This is a genomic window from Deltaproteobacteria bacterium, from assembly GCA_019308905.1.
GTDB lineage: Bacteria > Desulfobacterota > BSN033 > WVXP01 > WVXP01 > JAFDHF01.
This window is the reverse complement of record JAFDHF010000002.1, coordinates 111,090-129,154: the sequence shown is the minus strand read 5'-3', so window position 1 is coordinate 129,154 and position 18,065 is coordinate 111,090. Positions and strand designations below refer to the sequence as shown.

16 protein-coding genes are annotated in these 18,065 nt (G+C 55.4%); 2 read left to right on the top strand and 14 right to left on the bottom strand.

Annotation, left to right across the window (positions count from 1 at the left end; translation table 11 throughout):
• Window positions 1-146: 146 nt before the first annotated feature.
• From JRJ26_01585 to JRJ26_01520, 14 genes are all read right to left on the bottom strand, one after another.
• Window positions 147-818 (bottom strand): hypothetical protein, encoded by a 672-nt coding sequence (locus tag JRJ26_01585; GenBank protein ID MBW2056167.1) that lies wholly within the window; start codon window positions 816-818, stop codon window positions 147-149.
• Window positions 819-858: 40 nt separating this feature from the next.
• On the bottom strand, window positions 859-1,701 hold the full coding sequence (locus JRJ26_01580) for a hypothetical protein (GenBank protein MBW2056166.1): 843 nt from the start codon (window positions 1,699-1,701) through the stop codon (window positions 859-861).
• An 18-nt stretch (window positions 1,702-1,719) separates the two neighbouring features.
• Window positions 1,720-2,703, bottom strand: coding sequence for a metallophosphoesterase (locus JRJ26_01575; GenBank protein MBW2056165.1), 984 nt, complete (start codon window positions 2,701-2,703; stop codon window positions 1,720-1,722).
• A gap of 94 nt (window positions 2,704-2,797) precedes the next feature.
• On the bottom strand, window positions 2,798-4,405 hold the full coding sequence (locus tag JRJ26_01570) for an amino acid permease (protein ID MBW2056164.1): 1,608 nt from the start codon (window positions 4,403-4,405) through the stop codon (window positions 2,798-2,800).
• Between the two features lie 329 nt (window positions 4,406-4,734).
• Window positions 4,735-6,039 (bottom strand): agmatine deiminase family protein, encoded by a 1,305-nt coding sequence (locus tag JRJ26_01565; protein MBW2056163.1) that lies wholly within the window; start codon window positions 6,037-6,039, stop codon window positions 4,735-4,737.
• Window positions 6,040-6,054: 15 nt separating this feature from the next.
• Complete coding sequence (locus JRJ26_01560; GenBank protein MBW2056162.1) at window positions 6,055-7,299, bottom strand: aminopeptidase P family protein; 1,245 nt, start codon at window positions 7,297-7,299, stop codon at window positions 6,055-6,057.
• 25 nt (window positions 7,300-7,324) lie between these two features.
• On the bottom strand, window positions 7,325-8,617 hold the full coding sequence (locus JRJ26_01555) for an ArgE/DapE family deacylase (protein MBW2056161.1): 1,293 nt from the start codon (window positions 8,615-8,617) through the stop codon (window positions 7,325-7,327).
• Between the two features lie 149 nt (window positions 8,618-8,766).
• A complete protein-coding gene (locus tag JRJ26_01550) occupies window positions 8,767-9,591 on the bottom strand; it encodes a polysaccharide deacetylase family protein (protein ID MBW2056160.1) in 825 nt (274 codons plus the stop codon).
• Window positions 9,588-10,442 carry a polysaccharide deacetylase gene (locus tag JRJ26_01545; GenBank protein MBW2056159.1) on the bottom strand — a complete coding sequence of 285 codons (855 nt, stop codon included), beginning with the start codon at window positions 10,440-10,442 and terminating at the stop codon, window positions 9,588-9,590. The genes JRJ26_01550 and JRJ26_01545 overlap by 4 nt, the downstream gene beginning before the upstream one ends.
• A gap of 49 nt (window positions 10,443-10,491) precedes the next feature.
• Entirely contained in the window at window positions 10,492-11,481 is a 990-nt protein-coding gene (locus JRJ26_01540) for a branched-chain amino acid ABC transporter permease (GenBank protein MBW2056158.1), read from the bottom strand.
• Between the two features lie 4 nt (window positions 11,482-11,485).
• Window positions 11,486-12,355 carry a branched-chain amino acid ABC transporter permease gene (locus tag JRJ26_01535; protein ID MBW2056157.1) on the bottom strand — a complete coding sequence of 290 codons (870 nt, stop codon included), beginning with the start codon at window positions 12,353-12,355 and terminating at the stop codon, window positions 11,486-11,488.
• A 2-nt stretch (window positions 12,356-12,357) separates the two neighbouring features.
• Window positions 12,358-13,071 carry an ABC transporter ATP-binding protein gene (locus JRJ26_01530; protein MBW2056156.1) on the bottom strand — a complete coding sequence of 238 codons (714 nt, stop codon included), beginning with the start codon at window positions 13,069-13,071 and terminating at the stop codon, window positions 12,358-12,360.
• Window positions 13,071-13,760 (bottom strand): ATP-binding cassette domain-containing protein, encoded by a 690-nt coding sequence (locus JRJ26_01525; GenBank protein ID MBW2056155.1) that lies wholly within the window; start codon window positions 13,758-13,760, stop codon window positions 13,071-13,073. The genes JRJ26_01530 and JRJ26_01525 overlap by 1 nt, the downstream gene beginning before the upstream one ends.
• Before the next feature lie 227 nt (window positions 13,761-13,987).
• On the bottom strand, window positions 13,988-15,211 hold the full coding sequence (locus JRJ26_01520) for an ABC transporter substrate-binding protein (protein MBW2056154.1): 1,224 nt from the start codon (window positions 15,209-15,211) through the stop codon (window positions 13,988-13,990).
• A 565-nt stretch (window positions 15,212-15,776) separates the two neighbouring features.
• Here JRJ26_01520 and JRJ26_01515 point away from each other — a divergent pair.
• Window positions 15,777-16,100: a hypothetical protein gene (locus JRJ26_01515; GenBank protein ID MBW2056153.1), complete on the top strand. Its 324-nt coding sequence runs from the start codon at window positions 15,777-15,779 to the stop codon at window positions 16,098-16,100.
• Window positions 16,101-16,120: 20 nt separating this feature from the next.
• On the top strand, window positions 16,121-17,989 hold the full coding sequence (locus JRJ26_01510) for an aldehyde ferredoxin oxidoreductase family protein (protein ID MBW2056152.1): 1,869 nt from the start codon (window positions 16,121-16,123) through the stop codon (window positions 17,987-17,989).
• The last annotated feature ends 76 nt before the right edge of the window (window positions 17,990-18,065 follow it).

Below are 18,065 nucleotides of genomic sequence, written 5' to 3'. Positions count from 1 at the left end.
TGCGGTGGGACTCGGTGAAAGAGAGATTCGGTAAGGGAGGAGACACAAAGAGCCGTGGAGACGGCCCCGGCAACGCCTTGAGTCTCCATCCGTATGGCTTTGAGTTGGGTCATGGTTGGACTCTGGTCTAAAGGGCCGGGTCTCGACTATTCGGCCGCCCCCGTCGGGGCGGGTATGGCGAGATAGACGGGATACTTCCTTCTCGACAGCCTTGCCCTGTTCTCCCTCACGATGTTTATTCCTCTGTAATCTGTAAAGAAGACTTCCATCTTGTAGTTGCCGGGCTTCCTCCCCACGGCCTGAATCTCTCTGTTCAGTTCCTGGATGAGCCTTTCAATGGCGGTCTTGATGTGTTCCTTCTGCTTGGTCTGCATATTCGGGTGCCTGCGTTCGTATTGGATTATCGTGCGCCTCGTGAGGAGGTCGGCGTAGACGAAAGCGATCAAGATGGCGATGGGGAGAATGATGAAGACAAAAGAAGCCGCAGGTGAAGTGGGCAACGATACGATTCCAGCCTGATCGAGCACAAAGAGAATCACCGAGAAGAGGCAGATCGGGAACAGCCGCCTGAGCAGGGCGGAGACCTGCATGAGTTTCAGGGCGCGAGGGATTGTGGAAGGGAAATAGACGATTTTCTCCACGTCGGGCCGGATCTCCTCCCAGAGCTTGCTCTGGTGGATCTCCTGGAAGGATCGTTCGATCTCCGTTAGTGCGATCCTCTTGAAGGCCCTGATCGAGTCGAGCTGTACAACCAGATAGCAGAGGTGCTCCAGTTTCGATGGTGTCCTGTCTTGTCGGGCCCTCTTTGATCGAAACATAACGGCCTGGACCTCTTGTACCCGGATTCAAGCCCCTCTATCACTCTTTCTCGGTTTCAGAGGATTCCTTGCTGATGACATCCCAGTCGTCGATGACGTTGTACCATTTCACCTTTGTTCCCAGCTTCGCTCTCAACTTCCATCTTACGCTCTTGGGGCCCTCTTCCAGGTACTTGAGGAGCTCGCCCAGTCTCTTGTCGACCACTGAAACGTCCTGTTCATCCAAGGCGTCGTAGCCGGTGAGAGATTCTCTCACCTTCTTGAGATTGCTTGTTGCGGTGTAGTAAAACCCCCAATCGGAGAGAAGCCTCTCACCCACCGCCTTGCGGTTTATCCTGTCATCGTCGTCATCCCCGACCTCGTGGGCCCGGAGGAGCACGATGGTATCCTTGACGTCCTTTTCGTTCATGTGCACCATCTGAATCTTCTGGAGCAGCAACTCGGCAAGGGGCAGGGTAGGGGAATCGGCCTCAAGCCTTCCCGCATAGAGGATGGTGTGATTCATCTCCAGCTTGTCATAGAAGACCTCCACCATGGGGATCCTGCTTCCATAGTAGATATGCCGGGCCTTCCCGTAGAGGTAGAGCATTCTCTGGTTTATGGTGAATCCTCTGGTCTCGAAAAACTTGAGCAGCTTGGCTCGGTACTTGCCGTAACTGACGTAGTCGATGTCGGTGAACACCTTCTTTCCGAGTCTTCCGAGCCTTTTCCAGAGTTCTTCATGCTCCTGGGAATGGAGGTATATCGCCATACCGCCCATGATCCTGATGACTATTCCTTTTTCCTGGGCCTCCTGGACGCAGGCCTTTGCCTCCTCGATGAAGACAGATGGGTCAGGCCACTCTTCTTCCGGAATCTCGGAAGGGAGTCTGAATGTCTCCATTTCTTGTCCTCTCCCCGCTCATCCACCCACAAACATGTAGTTTTTCACCTTGTTCTTCTCGAGGGTGATCAGTACGGCCCTCAAGATTGCTTCTGTATATTCACTGCCAGGGTTTATACAGGTGGTCCTTCCGATTTTTTGCACGGCCCGGGATTCGTGGATGTGTCCATGGAGTCCCAGGAGAGGCTGGTACTTCTTTATGGCATTCAGGACCGCCACGCTCCCGGCTGAAATACTCTCCTCCGTGGATGGGACGAGGTCCTCGGACAGCTTGGCGCATTCATCGAGCATGGTTCCATGAGGAGGGGCATGGAAGTTGAAGATGGCGGTCTCCATGTCCTGCACCTGGGAGACGAGCTTCTCGATCTTCTCTTCCAGTTCCTCCTCTGAGCACTCCCTCGGTGTGTCCCAGGGCGTGGGATTCGACCAGGAAAGGGTGATCATCTCGTGGCCCTTGACGTCCACTTTTCGATTATCCGCATTCACTACGTACGTCGACCGGTCCAGGACCTCGTCCATCTCGAAGATATCGTCGTTTCCAGGGGCCATGAACATCTCGATGTTGCTGCCTTCCAGTCTCTCCTCGGCGAGTCTCATCCAGCTCTCGAGCCTTTCCAGGGCGAGTTTCTTGAACAGGGTCTCGACCTTTCCCGCACTAAGTGAGATCTGAGTGGCCCGCTCATCGATCCTTCCGGCAACGGTCTTTCCCTCGGCCTTGAGAACCTCCACCTCTTCGGGATCGGTCAGGATGTAGTAGTTGCCCATGGCAGCGAGTTCTTTCTGTGCGGTTTGGAGCTCCTCTTCGGTCTTGAGCTGCCGCCTTTCTCCGAGGAGATGGACGATATACGTTCCATCCGGCTGTTTGATGATGGGGTTTATCATCTTGCCGCAGAGGTCGCCCAGGAGTATACCCACGTCGACCTTGTAGATCTTGAGGGCGTTGAGGAATTTCCTGAAGCAGACATCGGATCCATGAACGTCAGTGGAAAAGAGTATCTTCACAAACCGGCTCCTTCCTGTCTCGTTTAGGTTTTGCTTTTCCAGCGGACCGGATTTCAAGTCCGCTGGAAAAGCCGAAAGACCCTGAGGGCTTGCTTTACTCAGGCGGTATCTCGGTGAAGGCGAGGGTCACGTCGATGCCCTCTTTAGCCCTCTTGTTCTTCCAGACGAAATACCATGTGATCCCTATGGCCCACACGATCCCGTAGATCAGTGTCCAGATGTTGTGCATGAAGGCGAACTCCTCGGTGATATAGTAAGCGTACACCATCATCACCACCAGAGCCAACCCGATGATGCCGGCGATGGTTGCATAGGGGATACCTGCAATGCGCCAGTTCTTGTAAGGCGATGCGTTCCAGATGTGGGAAGTCTTCCCCACATAGGGGAATATCAGACAGGCGAGACAGGTCACGCCGAAGACCGATCCGAGCTGGACTACCTCCACTGAGATGGAGGCGAGAACCTCGGGGTTGAAGGCGTACTCTGTCAGGGCTATCTGGGCCGCGATGAACATGGCGAGCAGCAGCTTCACCGGCTGGCCGTACTTGGGAGAGATGTCGGTGAACCATTTAGGTCCGAGCCCGTCCATGCCCCACGCAAAGGCCGCCCGGCTCCAGGCGATGTAGGAGAAAGCGATCCAGAGCCAGTCAGCCACCATGAAGGCGCCGGCCATGATGATCCCAAGCACGACATTGAAGTTCACAAGCATGGAGGCCACGTTGATATAGGTCGTGTGAAACGGGAACGTGTACCCGTTCAATGTGTTCTCCGTGTCGCTCAGGAACGAGATCGCATGGAGTCCCTTCCAGCCGGTCATGCTCTTGAAAGCCAGCCCAACCCAGAGGAGAAAACCGATACAGATGACGGCATTGAGGATCTGGGCCGTGAAGATGTTCTTCCTGGGGCTTTTGATCTCGCCGCCGATGAAGGTGATGATATAGCCGTATATGGCTACCCAGCTCACCGGCAGCATCATCCCGATCGTCGATTTCCAATTCCAGGTATCCGGTATCTCCCCGATCTCCTTTGTGGCGGCAGCCACGGTGGTATTCCAATCCAGCGATCCCATCTTGGCCGCAAGGTTATTCCAGACCTGCACGAACTCCTTGTTGGAGGTAGCCGTAATTATGATACCTGCAATGGCAGCCCCGATGAGAGACCAGGTGACAAAGATCTTCTGGATTCTGAAGTAGGTCCTCATCCCGGACATGACCACAACAAAGGCTGTGACATTGACAATAGTCGCCACCGCGTAGAGACCCCACCCGGAGGTAAAGGGTTCAACGGACTCGAGGGGGATCCCCAGGCAGCCCGCCATGATGGGGAAGCCGACCTCCCCCACCCATGGAGCGAGCACCCATATCCAGGAGAGCATGACGAAGCCGGCATTGGCAAAACTGACGCCGAGGCCGATGACCGGATGGATGATCCGCGAGTTGTAGACGTAGCTGCCTCCGCTTCGCGGCATGGAACCCCCGAGGATACCCCAGACCGAGGCGAAACCGAAGACGACCATTGCGAGGGCGAGCAGGCATGCAAGGGTGAGACTCGCCCCGGGAAGCCAGTAGAACGCCATCAGGACAAACCATATGCTGATAGGAACGGCATTGTTCATTATGCCGAAGTAGGTGGTATCGAGAAGCCCCGCTTCTCTTGTCAACCCACTGGCCTTTCTTGCAAATACCACTCCTTCTTTCGCCATTTCTTTCCCTCCTTCCTCTGTTTTTCCCTTTTTGGATATCTCTACCGACAAGGGTCAGATCCCTAGAGATTCCACCTCCTTTCCCTTTTGTGATTTGACTGCCCTCACAACCCCTTGTTGGGTTCCAGCAGATACCCTCTTTTGAAACCCATGCATTCTTTCAAAATACCACATGAGACAGAGTAAAGCTTATAAGATAGGGGATGTCTTTTGTCAAGACAAAAGAGACCCTGGTTTTCCAGGTTCTCGGTCAAGGATTCCCGGAACTTGTCGACCTTACGGCCGCGTCTTTCTCGCAGAAGAACACTCATCGGCCTCAGCTGCATCTCCTATCGACTCGCCTTCGATGCATCGGGGATCTCTTTGGTACTGCAGTTTATGGCGCCACCGCCATTTGCGAGAACCGAGCAGTCGATGTCGAATATCTCGTAGTCGGGCAGGGCCTTGCGGTACACCTCGAGAGCCCGGGCGTCATAGTCGTCGCTTCCGAACCGGGCCACCAGGAGGCGGCGGTTTATCATGAGACAGTTCGCGTAAAGGCCGTGGGCGCTCTTTTCCCCATCGGGCAGGGGACGGGACAGACCGGCCGGATAGGGGATGTCTACGATTTCAAAACCTTCCCGTTCGAGGAGGCCGGCAACAGCGGCGTAGTATTTTGAAATCGGAGAGTTCTCCCTGTCGGGCCTTCCCACGAGGATCGTGCTCGGACCGATGAACTTGAGAGAGTTTATGTGCCCGATCTGGTCCCCGGGCTCTTCATCGATGACGATCATCCGCCGCGCACCCAGCCAGTGCTCGAGCTGGGCCAGGAGATTCGGGAGTGCCGAGTTGTCCTTCAGTACCCTTCGGGTGACCACGTAAGTTCCCTGTCCGTTCGTGATGAGGCTCCCCCCATCGAGCAGGATCGTCGAGCGACGGAGGGTGAATCCCCCTGTCCAGGCGAATCTGTCATCTATCTCCACGATCGGGCGGCAGGTGATCCTGTAGTCCGGATAGAATGCGGCAAAGGAGAACTTGTGGGCGACCCCCCTGCCGCTGTAACCGCTCACCCCGTATATCGGCGAGTAGTCCCTCGCCCAGATGTCGCCCACCGGACCGGGGATGGGACGGACACGGTCGAGGTCGATTCCTTTTGCTTCGAGCCAGGCCAGCACGGCCGCTCCCAGGTAACCCTCGGGGATCCTGAGGAAGGTTGTTGTGTGGTCCAGGGCGGCGATAATCTGATGGAAAGTATCCCAGAGAGGGGGGTAGAAGATCGGCCAGTTGAGAAGCACACCGGCCATGGGTTCCCATTCCGCGATCATTCGAAAACCGTCTGCCGGCTCCTCGCCGGTCCTCGCATCTCTCCATTCCACCAGCCCCTGGCGCCTCATCCCTTCGAAATCGAGCATGTTCTCCAGCTTGCCGAGGACCGAGTCTGCACTCACCAGATCTATTTCCGTTCCCGTATCGTTGAGGAATTCCACCGCCTCTTCCGGACTGTCAGGTGGCACATAGGCCCACTTGAAAGGATAACTCGACAGATTCCTGCGGTCATCTCCCCGCAGGGCCTGGACGTACCTGTACCAGATCTTCTGGTCCATGGCCCAAAAAGGGAAAGGATAGAAACCACTGCTCCAGGCTGCCTTTGCCATGACCTGGGATTCCTTTCATTCTTCCACGACGATGAGCTCCTGGGGGATCGTGCTCAGTATCTCCGCCTTGTCCTCTCCGACGGCTATGGTATCCATGATGGCCGACATGCCCGCACCTTTGGGCAGGTAGAAGTCCGACTCGTAGTTGACCACGGTGCCCGGGACCATGGCCCACTCACCGGGATCTGTTTCCGGATCGTATGAAAAGACGCCCACCCAGTCCGGTGGAAAGGCAATGCCGAGGTCATAGCCGCCGACCCACCATCGGTCTTCCCAGATTCCGGCCTCTTCATAATAGGCCCGCATGGTCTTGGTCAGCTCGGCAAATGGCAGGTTCGGCCTTATGGTTTCCAATAGGAGAGGCCAGGCCTTTGCAGAGAGTTCGACCTGTCTGGCCACTGCGGAGTCTGGTTCCCCCAGGCATAGGGTCCGTGCCACGTCCGCATGGTAGCGGTGATAGACCCCGCAAAGATCGATGTACACCACGTCGCCCGGCTTGATGATCCGCCGGGAGGCGAGCATGTGGTTGGCGGCGCTCTTTGGTCCCCCGTGGACGTAAGTAGCAAGCCCGGGGTTCTCTCCTCCCGCGTTGGCACAGGCATAGTCGATCTCGGCGCGGAGCTCGATCTCGGTCATGCCCGGGCATACGTGGTCAAGAGCGGCCTTCAGGCCTATGTCGGCGATTCTCGAGGCCACCCGCACGTAGGCCATCTCGAGAGGGGACTTGACGGCCCGTATCTCTCTGACGATATGGGAGGCGTCAACGACTCTCAGGCCCCGCTCTTCCAGGGCAGACTGAAAGAGCCCGCTCGCGTAAGGGTGGGGGCGATAGCTCAACTTCTCAAAACCGACCGTTCCCCTGAGCCACCCTTGGTGGTCGAGGCTCTTGAGCACGAAGTCGATTATGTACTCCGCGGATTCAAAATCCAGCATACGTACATCGGCAACTATGGAGGTGGTCCGCACGAGAACCTCCTCTTCCGCCATTTCGAAGAAGATCGGGTCGTCGACATCCTGCTTGATGACCAGCCCGCTCAGGGGCGGCCACTCCCGGGGGCTTCCGGATCTATACCAACTGCTCTCGTAACCTGTGAGGTAGAAGAGGCTTTCGGGGGCGGAGCAGTACAACAGATCTATCCTGTCTCGTGCCATGGCCTCCCTCACCTTGGTCATCCTGCTTGTGTACTCTTCGATGGGGAAGATGGAGATCCTTTCCGGGTGGTAGAGTTCCCTGGTTCGATATCGTAAGCCCTTTTTCATCGTCCTTCTCCCGCACGGGCTCTGTTTACTCCGATCCGCACCACCTCAGAATGAGAAGAGCCAGCGCCTTGGCCGTAGCCGTGAGTTGTTCTATGTCGAGGTATTCATCGGTCTCATGGGCCGTCCTTCCATCAGGCCCGATGGAGACGGTGGGGATCTTGGAATAGTTCACAAGGTGGATGGCATCGGTCAGTGTGCCCCAACCGCAGAACCGCGGTTGGAAACCGAGTTCCTCGAGGGTCGTGAAGGCCGCCATTGCGATCGGTTCGTTTCTGTCGATCTCCGCTCCGTACATGAGATCTGCCTCAAGGAGGGGCGGATGCTCCCTCATCCAGGAATCGGCTGCTGCCACCCTCTTGAGTTGTGCCTCTATTTCTTCTCTGAGGTTGGCGGCCGGCGAGTTGAAGTCTGCGGTGAATCCTATCTTGACCTCCTCAGGATAAGAGACAACCCACTTGCCGCCGCTGATTGTCGTGGGGACGATGATATCCGGGTCGAGGTAGGGATGCCTCTTGTCGGGTCTGTCTCTCCACTCCCGCGTGAGGTCCTCGAGGGCGAGGACGATCTTGGCGGCTTTTGAAATGGCGTTGACGGCCCCTCCTTCCTTCCAGTGGGGCTGGTTGATATCGGCATGGCCGGCCCTGCCGAAGACCGTGATGGTACCGCTCAGGTTGCCGCGCACGGCAATGAGCACGTTCATGTCCGTAGGCTCGGGGATCACGGCTCCGTCGGCATTGTAACCCTTCTGGCAGCATGCCAGGGTCCCCATGCTGGTCGCCTCTTCGTCCGGGACGATCTCCACGGTGACATCCCCATTTAGTCTTATCCCCGACGTGTGGATAATTCGCAGGGCCTGGACCATGGCGGCGATGCCGCCTTTCATGTCGCTGGACCCGCGGCCGAAGATCCTGTTGTCTTCTATCTCCGCTCCAAAGGGGTCATGCTTCCAGTTTTCGACGATACCGGGGGGTACCACGTCGTAATGGCCGTTCAGTATCAGGGATCTGCCCCCTCCCTGTCCACGGAGCCTTCCCACCAGAACGGGCATGTTGCTGAGATCTCTCTCTGGATCGATGTATACCCCCGGAAACGGCTCGAGTTTCGAGGGTTCGATTTCCCACGTCTCGACTCGGAATCCGCTTTCTTCCAGTGTCTCGGAGACGACCCGCTGATGTTCCAGAAAGTCGCCGGTTTCGGCTCTTTGACCCTGTGCTGGTGTCACTGTCCTGAAGGCGAGGAGCTTTCTAAGATATCGAACAATCCCGTCCCTGTTCTCGTCGATGAGGCCCAGGAGACTCTTCTCTTTTTCGGAAAGCATGGCCTCCCCCTTCGGTGACTCCGTCAGGCAGGAACAGGGTGCAGTATAGCACCGGAAAAGGGAAATGTGAAGAGAGAGGGTCTCTCTGAATCGCTGAGGCACCGCCTCCCATGGGATACAGGCCACAGGGCCGCATCCAGGGTTAGCTGTCACGTCTCCAACTGCCCTGAGCACCACTCGGCAAGCTCCCTGCAGGTGGCGAACCAGATACTCCGGCCCCTCATGAAATCAAGGAGCCCGTCCAGAATAGGGATACGAGAACCTCTCCCCATGTCTCTTGGATGCATTACCAGGTGGAAAAACCCTACTTCTGTGAAAAGGCTTTCGAATTCTTCTTTCCAGTACTCGAGAATCCATCCGGGAGTCCTGGGCGGAAGCACATACCCGAGGCCACAGGAGATAGGGGGAGAGGCGAAAACGATGTCGTTGAGGGGCCAACTCCAAGGAATTTCAATCAGTTTCGTGGTCTTGCCATCCAGAGAGATACGGTACGGCAGGTCATGGTCGAGGAAGCTGCTATCGTAGAGATAATCGAGGTTCTGCAGAATAGCAAGTGTATGGGGGGACAGAGGCGTGTTGTATGCTCCGGCCCTGAACCCGCAAGGCGGGGTTCCGGCTATTTCTCTCAGAAGGTCATGGGTTTTTCGAAAGACTTCTGTTTCTTCACCCGCGTCGAGTCGGGAGAGGTCCTCGTGGACGTAGCCGTGCGCCGCCACCTCGTGGCCTTCCTCTACGATTTCTCGGACACTTCGGGGATACCGTTCGGCATCCCACCCGGGAACAAAGAAGGTCGCCTTGATCCGGTATTTGTTGAGGACTTCCAGGATTCGGGGTATGCCGAACTTCGGAGAAAACCCGCCGATGTCGTCCGCCCCTGAAATGGTCCTCTTATATCCCCATTCCACGCTTTCAGCATCAAACTCGAAGCTCAGCAAAACGGCACAGGTTTCCCCTTTTGGCCATGAAAACCTCATTGCCGACTCCCCGGACTTCCAAGGGGCTTGTCACCGGTTTCATGCTTTCCCAAAACCCAGTCCGCGACCCTTTCCTGGGTGGTGAGCCAGACACCGGGGGTGTCCTTGACGTGATTGATGAACTCCTTCAGGATACGGATTCTCGAAGGTCTGCCGATACAGCGGGGATGATTGACAAGCACGCAGAGACCGCCGATTTCGTGGATACTGTCGAACTCGGCGATCCAGTATTCCAGAGCATCGTCTGGAAGGCTGATAGGAGCGAAATTGCCGCTGTCCACCCCTCCCCAGAAAAAGGGAAAATCGTCGAGGAGCCATGACCAGGGGAGTTCAGCCATTCGGACTCTGTGCTCTCCCACCGTGAGCAATGACGGGAAATAGTCGCTGCACGAGCTGCTGTCATAATCATAACCCAACTCGAGGAGCATCTCGATGGTCCTCGGAGTCAAAGGACCTCCGGGTGTTCTGAAGCCTCTAGGGGGGGTACCGGTCAAATCGCCGAGTATTCCGTGGGATTTCCTGTGGATTTCCCTCTCTGTGTCGGAATCAAGAAGGCTGATATTCTCGTGAAGGTATCCGTGTGCTGCAATTTCATGTCCCCTCTGGTGGGCCTCCTTGATTTCCCTCGGGAAGACTTCCGCGACCCAGCCGGGTACATGGAAAGTTGCCTTTACACCGAGCCCGTCGAGTAAGTCGAGAATGCGGGGGAGACCGGCCCTGGGGCCGTAGTTTCCGGCCGAGTAGGCCCCGGAAACGGTTCCGTGATGGAGCATCTCCTCGGCAGAGGCGTCCACATCGAAGCTGAAAGTGGCGGCGCTATTGTAACCTTGTGGCCACTTGAAAGTATCCATAGGGCTCCCGGAGTTCGATACTCTTTCAGGTGCCTGGAAACGAGGCACTTCAAAGCTTATCCGTGTCGCCCTTCTGTCTTGCTCTGCCTGCTCCGGCCAGAACACGGATTCGACCGATGTAGTCGACGTACCCGATCACTCCTTCGGGCATGAAGATAATGGATGAAACAACCACGACCCCCAAGATGACGAGCCGGTATAGTCCGAACGCCCTCAAGAATTCATTGAGCAGAGTGATGATGAACGCCCCGAGGAGGGCCCCTGGAAAGCGTCCGGTTCCACCGAACTCGACCATCATGATAACGGTTAGAAACAGATCTAGCCCAAGGAGCTTGGGACCCAGGGACGAAACGTAATGACCGTAGAACGCCCCCATTATGCCCGTTAGAAAAGCAGAGATTCCGAATACGAGGAGCTTGTACTTATACTCGTTGATTCCCAGGCTCTTGGCAAAATCCTCCGAGTCCCGGAGCCCCATGAAGCCCAGCCCGATGTTCGAGCGGATCACCTTGTATATGACCAAGAGACAGATTCCGGATAGAACGAGGGCCGTGTAGTAGTAAGGTATTTTTTCGAACCCGTAATCGAAGCCCCCGAGAGACAGGGAAGGGATGCCCGGCAAACCGCTCGACCCTCCACTCCCGATTCCCTCCGTCAGAATGATGAGGTATGGAATAGAGTCCGCAAAGGCCAGTGTGAGCAAGGCGATATAGACACCCTTGAGCCTGAGGCATGGGAGGCCGATTATCAGGCCTGCGGCGACAGCCAGCAGTCCGCCGGACGGCATTCCCAGCCATGGGGACAAGCCGAGGGCTTTGGAGAGCATGGCCGAGGTATAGCCCCCGATCACGAAAAAACCGATTTGGCCGAGGGAAAAGATGCCCGCGTATCCCATGATCAGATTCCATGACTCGGCTACCGCACCCCATATGAAACACAGAATGACGATATGAATGATATAGCGGTCCCGGACGAAGAGGGGGAACAGCAGGAAGAACAGCAAAAAGAGTGGTGCGATGTACTTCTTGCGGTCGGTCATGAACTCAGCCCCATGCACCCAAAAGCCCTCGCGGCTTGAAGGAGAGGATCAGAATGAAAAGAAGGGTCCAAAAGGGAAAGACCCAGAGAGGTCCAATGTAGAGCGAAACCATGGCCTCGAAGATCCCCAATATGAATGCGGCGTATAGGGTTCCCGGGATGCTTCCAAGCCCTCCGAAACACACGATGATGAATCCCTTGATCAGTGGTACCCATCCTCCCGAGGGGGTGATATAGAATTTTGGGGCCATCAGGATGCCGCCGATGGCCGCCATGACCACAGAAATGCCGAATGTGTAAGAGAAGAGACGGTCCACCCTTATTCCGACGATCTGTGCCCCTTCGGTGTCCTGCGAGACAGCTCGAACCGCCATTCCCGTCTTGGCCTTGGTGAGATAGAACTGTGTCAGGACGATGGTCAAAATGGCCACGAAAAAGATGATCACTTCGTGCCTGCTGATCACATACCCGCCGATTCCAGCCGTCCCTTCGAGAATCGGGGGGAGCATCTTGGTTCTCGGGTTAAAGACTATCTGGATCATGTTTTCCAAGAGAATGGCCACTCCTAGGGTCGCCACAATGGTCGTGAATTGCCAGTCGGATTTCCATCGGAGAGGATGGATCACGATTCGCTCAAGGGCCAGACCGATTCCGAACATCACGGGAAGGACGATGAGGAAGGTCAGTCCATAGTTGAGATGGAACCTGTTGATGCAGAGCCACGCGAAATAGGCGCCCAGGGTGAACATCGTTCCGTGGCAGAAATTGAAGATTTTCGACACTCCGTAGACGAGGCAAAGCCCCATGGCAATTACGGCATAGACGGCTCCGAGGGTAATGCCGCTTATGAGAGATTCAACGAAGAGACTGGTCACTTTTATGCCTTCTTTCTCCCCAAAAACGCCTGCCTGACTCTAGAATTCAGAAGAGCCTCCTCCTTGGTGCCGCCAAAAGTAATGCGGCCGTCCTCCATGAGATAGACACGGCGGGCCATGTAAGCGGTCTCCTTTATGTTTTGCTCTACCAGGAGGATGGTGATGTTGTTCCTGTTGATTTCTTCGATTTTGCGGAAGACCTCTCTTGTGAGGATCGGCGATAATCCCAGAGACGGCTCGTCTATCGCCAGAAACTTGGCTCCCGCCATGAGCCCTCGGCCTATGGCAAGCATCCTCAATTCCCCTCCACTCAGGGTCGAGACGATCTGCTTTTTCCTCTCTTCGAGCCTCGGGAACAGGTTGAAAACGAATTCAAGACTCTGTTGCAGCTTCGGCCAGGCCGACGGGTTGTATGCCCCGAGTTTGAGGTTTTCCAGCACGGTCATTTCGGTGAACAGGTGTCTCTCTTCCGGAATATAGACCAATCCCATCGCGACGATCCGGTCGATAGGGAGGTGGTGGATTTCTCTTCCATCGAACTCGATCGTTCCGGTTGACGGCTTTATCAGTCCCGAGATGGTTTTCAGCAGTGTACTCTTCCCGTGGCCGTTGGGGCCGAACACAAGAACAAGATCTCCCTCCGAAACAGATAGAGAAATCTCTTTGAGGACCCTGAATTCATCATAGTAGGTGTCTATCCTTGTCACCTGCAGCATCAGGCCGACCCTTCCCCGAGATAGACCTCCACGACTCTTTTGTCTCTGGCAACCGTCGAAGGGGTACCGATACAGATTTTTTCACCAAAATCCAAGATCATCAGACGATCGGAGAGCTCCATGAGGTACTCCATCAGATGCTCGATGATCATGAAGGTAACACCGAGTTCGACTCTCACTCTTCCAATCAGATTCAGAAAATGATCGATTTCGTCAGGGTTGAGCCCTCCGATCGGCTCATCCAGGAGAAGGAGTTTCGGCTTTGTCGCAACGGCGCTGGCAAGCATTGTTTTTTTCTTGGCGAACAGATCGATGCTTCTCGTACGCAGATCCCTCTTCTCTTCCAGCTCGGTCAGCTCGAGTATCTCCTCGATCTCCTTGTCCTTGGTCGGGCTTCCCGGGTTGCCGAAGTGTGCTCCGAATCTGATGTTTTGATAGACGGTAAGGCTTGCGAAGATGTTGGGAAGCTGAAAGGTTCTCGCTATGCCGCGGTGACAGATCTGGTGAGGTTGAAGGCCCTGAATTTCCCCGCCGCCGAAGAGAATCTTGCCCGTCCCTCGATAGAATCCTGTGATGACGTTGAAAAGGGTTGTCTTGCCCGCACCGTTGGGCCCTGCGATTCCGAACACCTCACCCTCGGCCACGTCGAAACTGACCGAGTTCAGGGCGAGGAGGTTCCCGAATCTCATACTCAGGTTTCTGGCTGAAAGCAACATCTCCGTTCAATGAAATACGCTGTCCGGTTATGTGGGCCGTGTCTTCGGATCTTCCGAAGCGGAGCCCCTGTCACGAAGAACAGGATTTCATCCTTTCCGGGTGGTTTTTTTGCCCCGCCGGCGCAGCAAGCGCCGGCGGGGCAAAACAGCCAACAACCGATCCCAAAGAAGAATCTCGTCTCCTGCTGCTTGGCAGAAACTCACTTGAACCAAGGAGGTGTCACGTAGGGCGACATCACCCTATCACCCAGGACGGTCAACACATGGTGCCTGTTCCGGACCTGATAGAGATGGACCGGAATCTTGTCGTCGGCAATCATGGCGTGCTGGTCCTTGGGATCAAAGACATATTTTCCACATATACCCTCGTAAGGGGCGTCCAGAACGGCTTTGCATACAGCCCTGTAGTCCTTCTCGTTTCCGACCTTTTGGACTGCTTGCGCCCAGATGTAGACCTCGTCGTAGGTGAATGCAGAGGTGCTGAATCCGGGAGAGCGGCCGTACTTTTTCTCAAACCTCTTGGCCCAGTTCTTACCCTTTTCCGTGTGGACAAGAGGTGCTATCTGGGTACACCAGAAAATCCCGTTTGCCGCTTCCCCGGCTAGCTCCAAGAATTCCGGAATCGAAGGACCGTACATCATGTAGACGTGAGCGTTGATTGGTTTCTCTGTGAATTGCCGGATAAAGCTCGCCTCTTCGGCAGGCATCATATCGATGAAAAGAATCCAGGACGGATCTTTGGACCTTATCTTCCCGAGAGTGGATCCCCACTCACTCGTCCCAAAGGGGACGAACTCGTCGACAACGATCTCCCATCCGCCTCCTTTCAGGGCTTTTCTGAAGTCATCTGAAATCCACTTGGTGAACGAGTAGTCGTTGGTGATTATTGCCACTTTCTTGTTTCGGAACTCGATTCCCAGTGTCTTGGTGACCGCCTCATAGACCCAGGGGCCGTAGATGCCTTCGTCATCGTCCACCATGAAGACATTCCAGTACTTGTCGATATTCTCCTTCACGAGATCCAGGGAAATGTGGGTTGTGTCGGCATGAAAATAGGGGATATCGTACTTTCCGACAGCCGTAACGTCCGATCCGGTGTCCGCGTAACCCGTGAATATGGCGTTCACCTTGTCGCGGTTCACGAGCTTTTCCACCGCTGTAACGATCTTGTCCGGTTCGAGTTCCCCTGTGTCGCCGATGATGATCTTGATCTTCTTTCCCAGGATCCCTCCCCTGGCGTTGATCTCGTCAACCCCCATGGTGATACCCTTCAGCATATCGTCACCATCGCTCGAGTAAGCGCCGGTGTAAGGAACAAGAGCCCCCACTTTGATCACCTCTGCCGCACCGAGAGGTACATTCCCCATGAGAACGGTCCCAAGGCACCAAACCAATCCTGTGATAAGGCAGATTCCCTTCCTCATCGTCTCGCCCCTCCTTTCTGGTCTTTCACCAGGCAAAATGCACGGGCAGCCACCCAGCCCGATGATCAAAAGACCAAGATACATTCATCCTGCTCGGATGTCAAGCACGAAATTCGACAAACAGAATATTTGGGCCTGAATACGACGAAAGTTACGAACTTTAAGGCCAATTGCGACGAAAAACTGCTGCAATTGGGCAAAAGCCCCGATACGCTTCGCCGGGCTCGCAGCCTCAGGTGCCCCGCTCCGTATCGGTAGGAAAACATAAGAAATTCTTGAACCTAGGAAGCTCTACTTCCAACAAGACCGAGTTCTGAGAGGTTTGCCCGCATGGCTTTCCCATCTGGCTGGTTGAGCACTCCGATACGGTGCGCTTGAGGGTGGCTTCACCCCTTTCAGGAGCGGAACCGGGTCGGGGCAGGCCCGCAGATACAGGGACGCATGATTCCCCGGTTGGCCTTCGGACTGTGAAAAATGCGCGATATAAAATATTGACATTCGGCGAATTCCGTCCTAGAATGACGAAAATCAGTACAGAGCCTACCTATTTGTACGAATTGAAGTCATGAACAGGAATGTACTCATCCAGGACAAGACGCTTTTGGTCCACTTGGATCGATGCAGTGGGTGCCGGGTCTGCGAGATCGTTTGCTCTGCCGTGAAAAATCTCGAAAGAGAGGATGCATTCATACTCATTCTCAGTGACGAAAAGCTCGACGTCAACATACCGGTGATCAAGGTCGGCTGCAATGCCTGCGGCGAATGCACTCGCCTCTGTCCTGCCCGTGCGATCGAGTTCATGGACGTGGGTGAGGCAGGGGTGTGTCTAAAGGAGAGGGGGCTGGGTGTGATCACGGCTCCTCTCGTTGGTGGAAAGACAAAACTCTAGCGGGAAAGAGACATCCAATCATGGCCCGATGGACGGGAACTCAGGTCACAGTCGATCTCGGGGCCTCACAGATCAGCAGGACATCCCTTCCCGAGGGTTCAATGGAGAGATTCCTGGGGGGTCGTGGATTGATCTCCCACACCCTCTATCGCCTCGTAGGTCCCGAAATCGATCCCCTCGCGCCTGGCAACGTGCTCGCTTTCGGAGTAGGCCCGCTTGTCGGCACCCTGGTGCCGAGTTCGTGCGTTTGGAACGTGGGATCGAAATCTCCCCTCACCGGAATCATCGCCCTGGGGACGGCAAAGGGCTTTTTTGGGATAGAGCTGCGAAGAGCCGGGGTCGATCTACTCGTTCTCAAGGGCGCTTCGAAGGAACCCGTGTATTTGCATATCAGTGACGGGTGTATCGAATTGAGGGAGGCGGGGCATCTTTGGGGAAAGGACGTATGGGAGACGAACAATATCATCCGGACGGAATTGGGGGATCCCTATGTTCGAATAGCGGCGATCGGCCAAGCGGGCGAGAATCTGGTGAGCTACGCCAACATAATAGGTGACATGAACAGGGCGGCCGGTCGTGGAGGCCTTGGAGCAGTCATGGGTTCCAAGGGGTTGAAGGCCGTTGCAGTGCGAAGCGGACGGTCGGTCCATGTGGCGAATCACGGCAGACTTCTCGACCTCGTTCGGCGGGCGGAGAATCTTTTCTCACGGACCGACTACCTCGAGAGCCTCCTGAGAAAAGGGACGATCGGTGAGACGGAGAACTACAGCAGGGCCGGTGTATTGGAGACAAAGAATTTCCAAACAGGAGTATACAGGAAGGTCCACAGATTGAGAGGTGAGATCTTCGAAAGACAGAACTGGATCAAGAGCAAAGCCTGCGGCACCTGCATGACGGCCTGCAGCCATTCTTTCGTGGTCAGAAAAGGGAGGTACAGAAACTCCTTCGGCGAGGCTCCTCAGCTCACCGTGACCGGTCAGTTCGGATCCGGTCTCGACATTCCGGACCCGGCAGCAATGTTGAAGATTCACACGGAGTGCAACAGATACGGTCTCGATGAGATATCCCTCGGAGCCACCCTCTCCTTTGTCATGGAATGCCACGAGAAAGGAATCCTCCAAAAGCAGGATGTGGAGGAGATTGATCTGACCTGGGGCGACGAAGAGGCGGTTCTTTCCCTGATAGGGAGAGTCGCCCGCCGGCAAGGGATCGGCGATCTTCTATCAAGGGGGACAAAGAGACTCTCCGAGGAGTGGGGCGAAGAGACCAGGAATTTCGCAATGCACGTCAAGGGTCTTGAACTCGTCATGGTCGAGTTGAGAGGCCTCAATGCATGGGCTCTCGGCACGGCGGTTTCAACCGTTGGAGGGGCCCATAACAAGGTGGGTGTCTACATGGAACCCTATGCCGGGATCGAAGAGAGGACAAGGGTGGAAGGCAAAGCCGATTTGGTCAAATACATGGAGGAGTTGCGGGCGGTCGAAGACAGCCTTGGTGTCTGTCATTTTCTCAGCGACATAGGCGGTTACTACGATCGATTCCTTACGAAACTGGTGAATGCAGTAACCGGGAAGAGGATGAGCTTCCCCCAGCTCTTGAGGATCGGAGAGAGGATAGTCGCCGTCGAACGGGCTTTCGATGTCAGGGAGGGAATCACGTCCAAGGACGATACTCTCCCTGATCGATTCCTGAAAACCCCTCTGCCCGATGGGCCCTGTCGGGGCCAGGTCGTTCCGCTTCAAGAGATGCTCGAGCGGTACTACGAGCTGAGGCAATGGGATGATGAAGGGAGGCCGGTTCCGGATAAATTGAGATCTCTCGGGCTCGAGGAGATTGTCAGGGACATCCATGGATATCCGGACCTGAAGCACGGGAAGCCGGTAAGATAGTCCCCTGCTTGTTGTGGAGGCTCGGGACGGGTCGTATGTTTCCAAACACCCAGTTCTGATGGATGGACGATGGGAG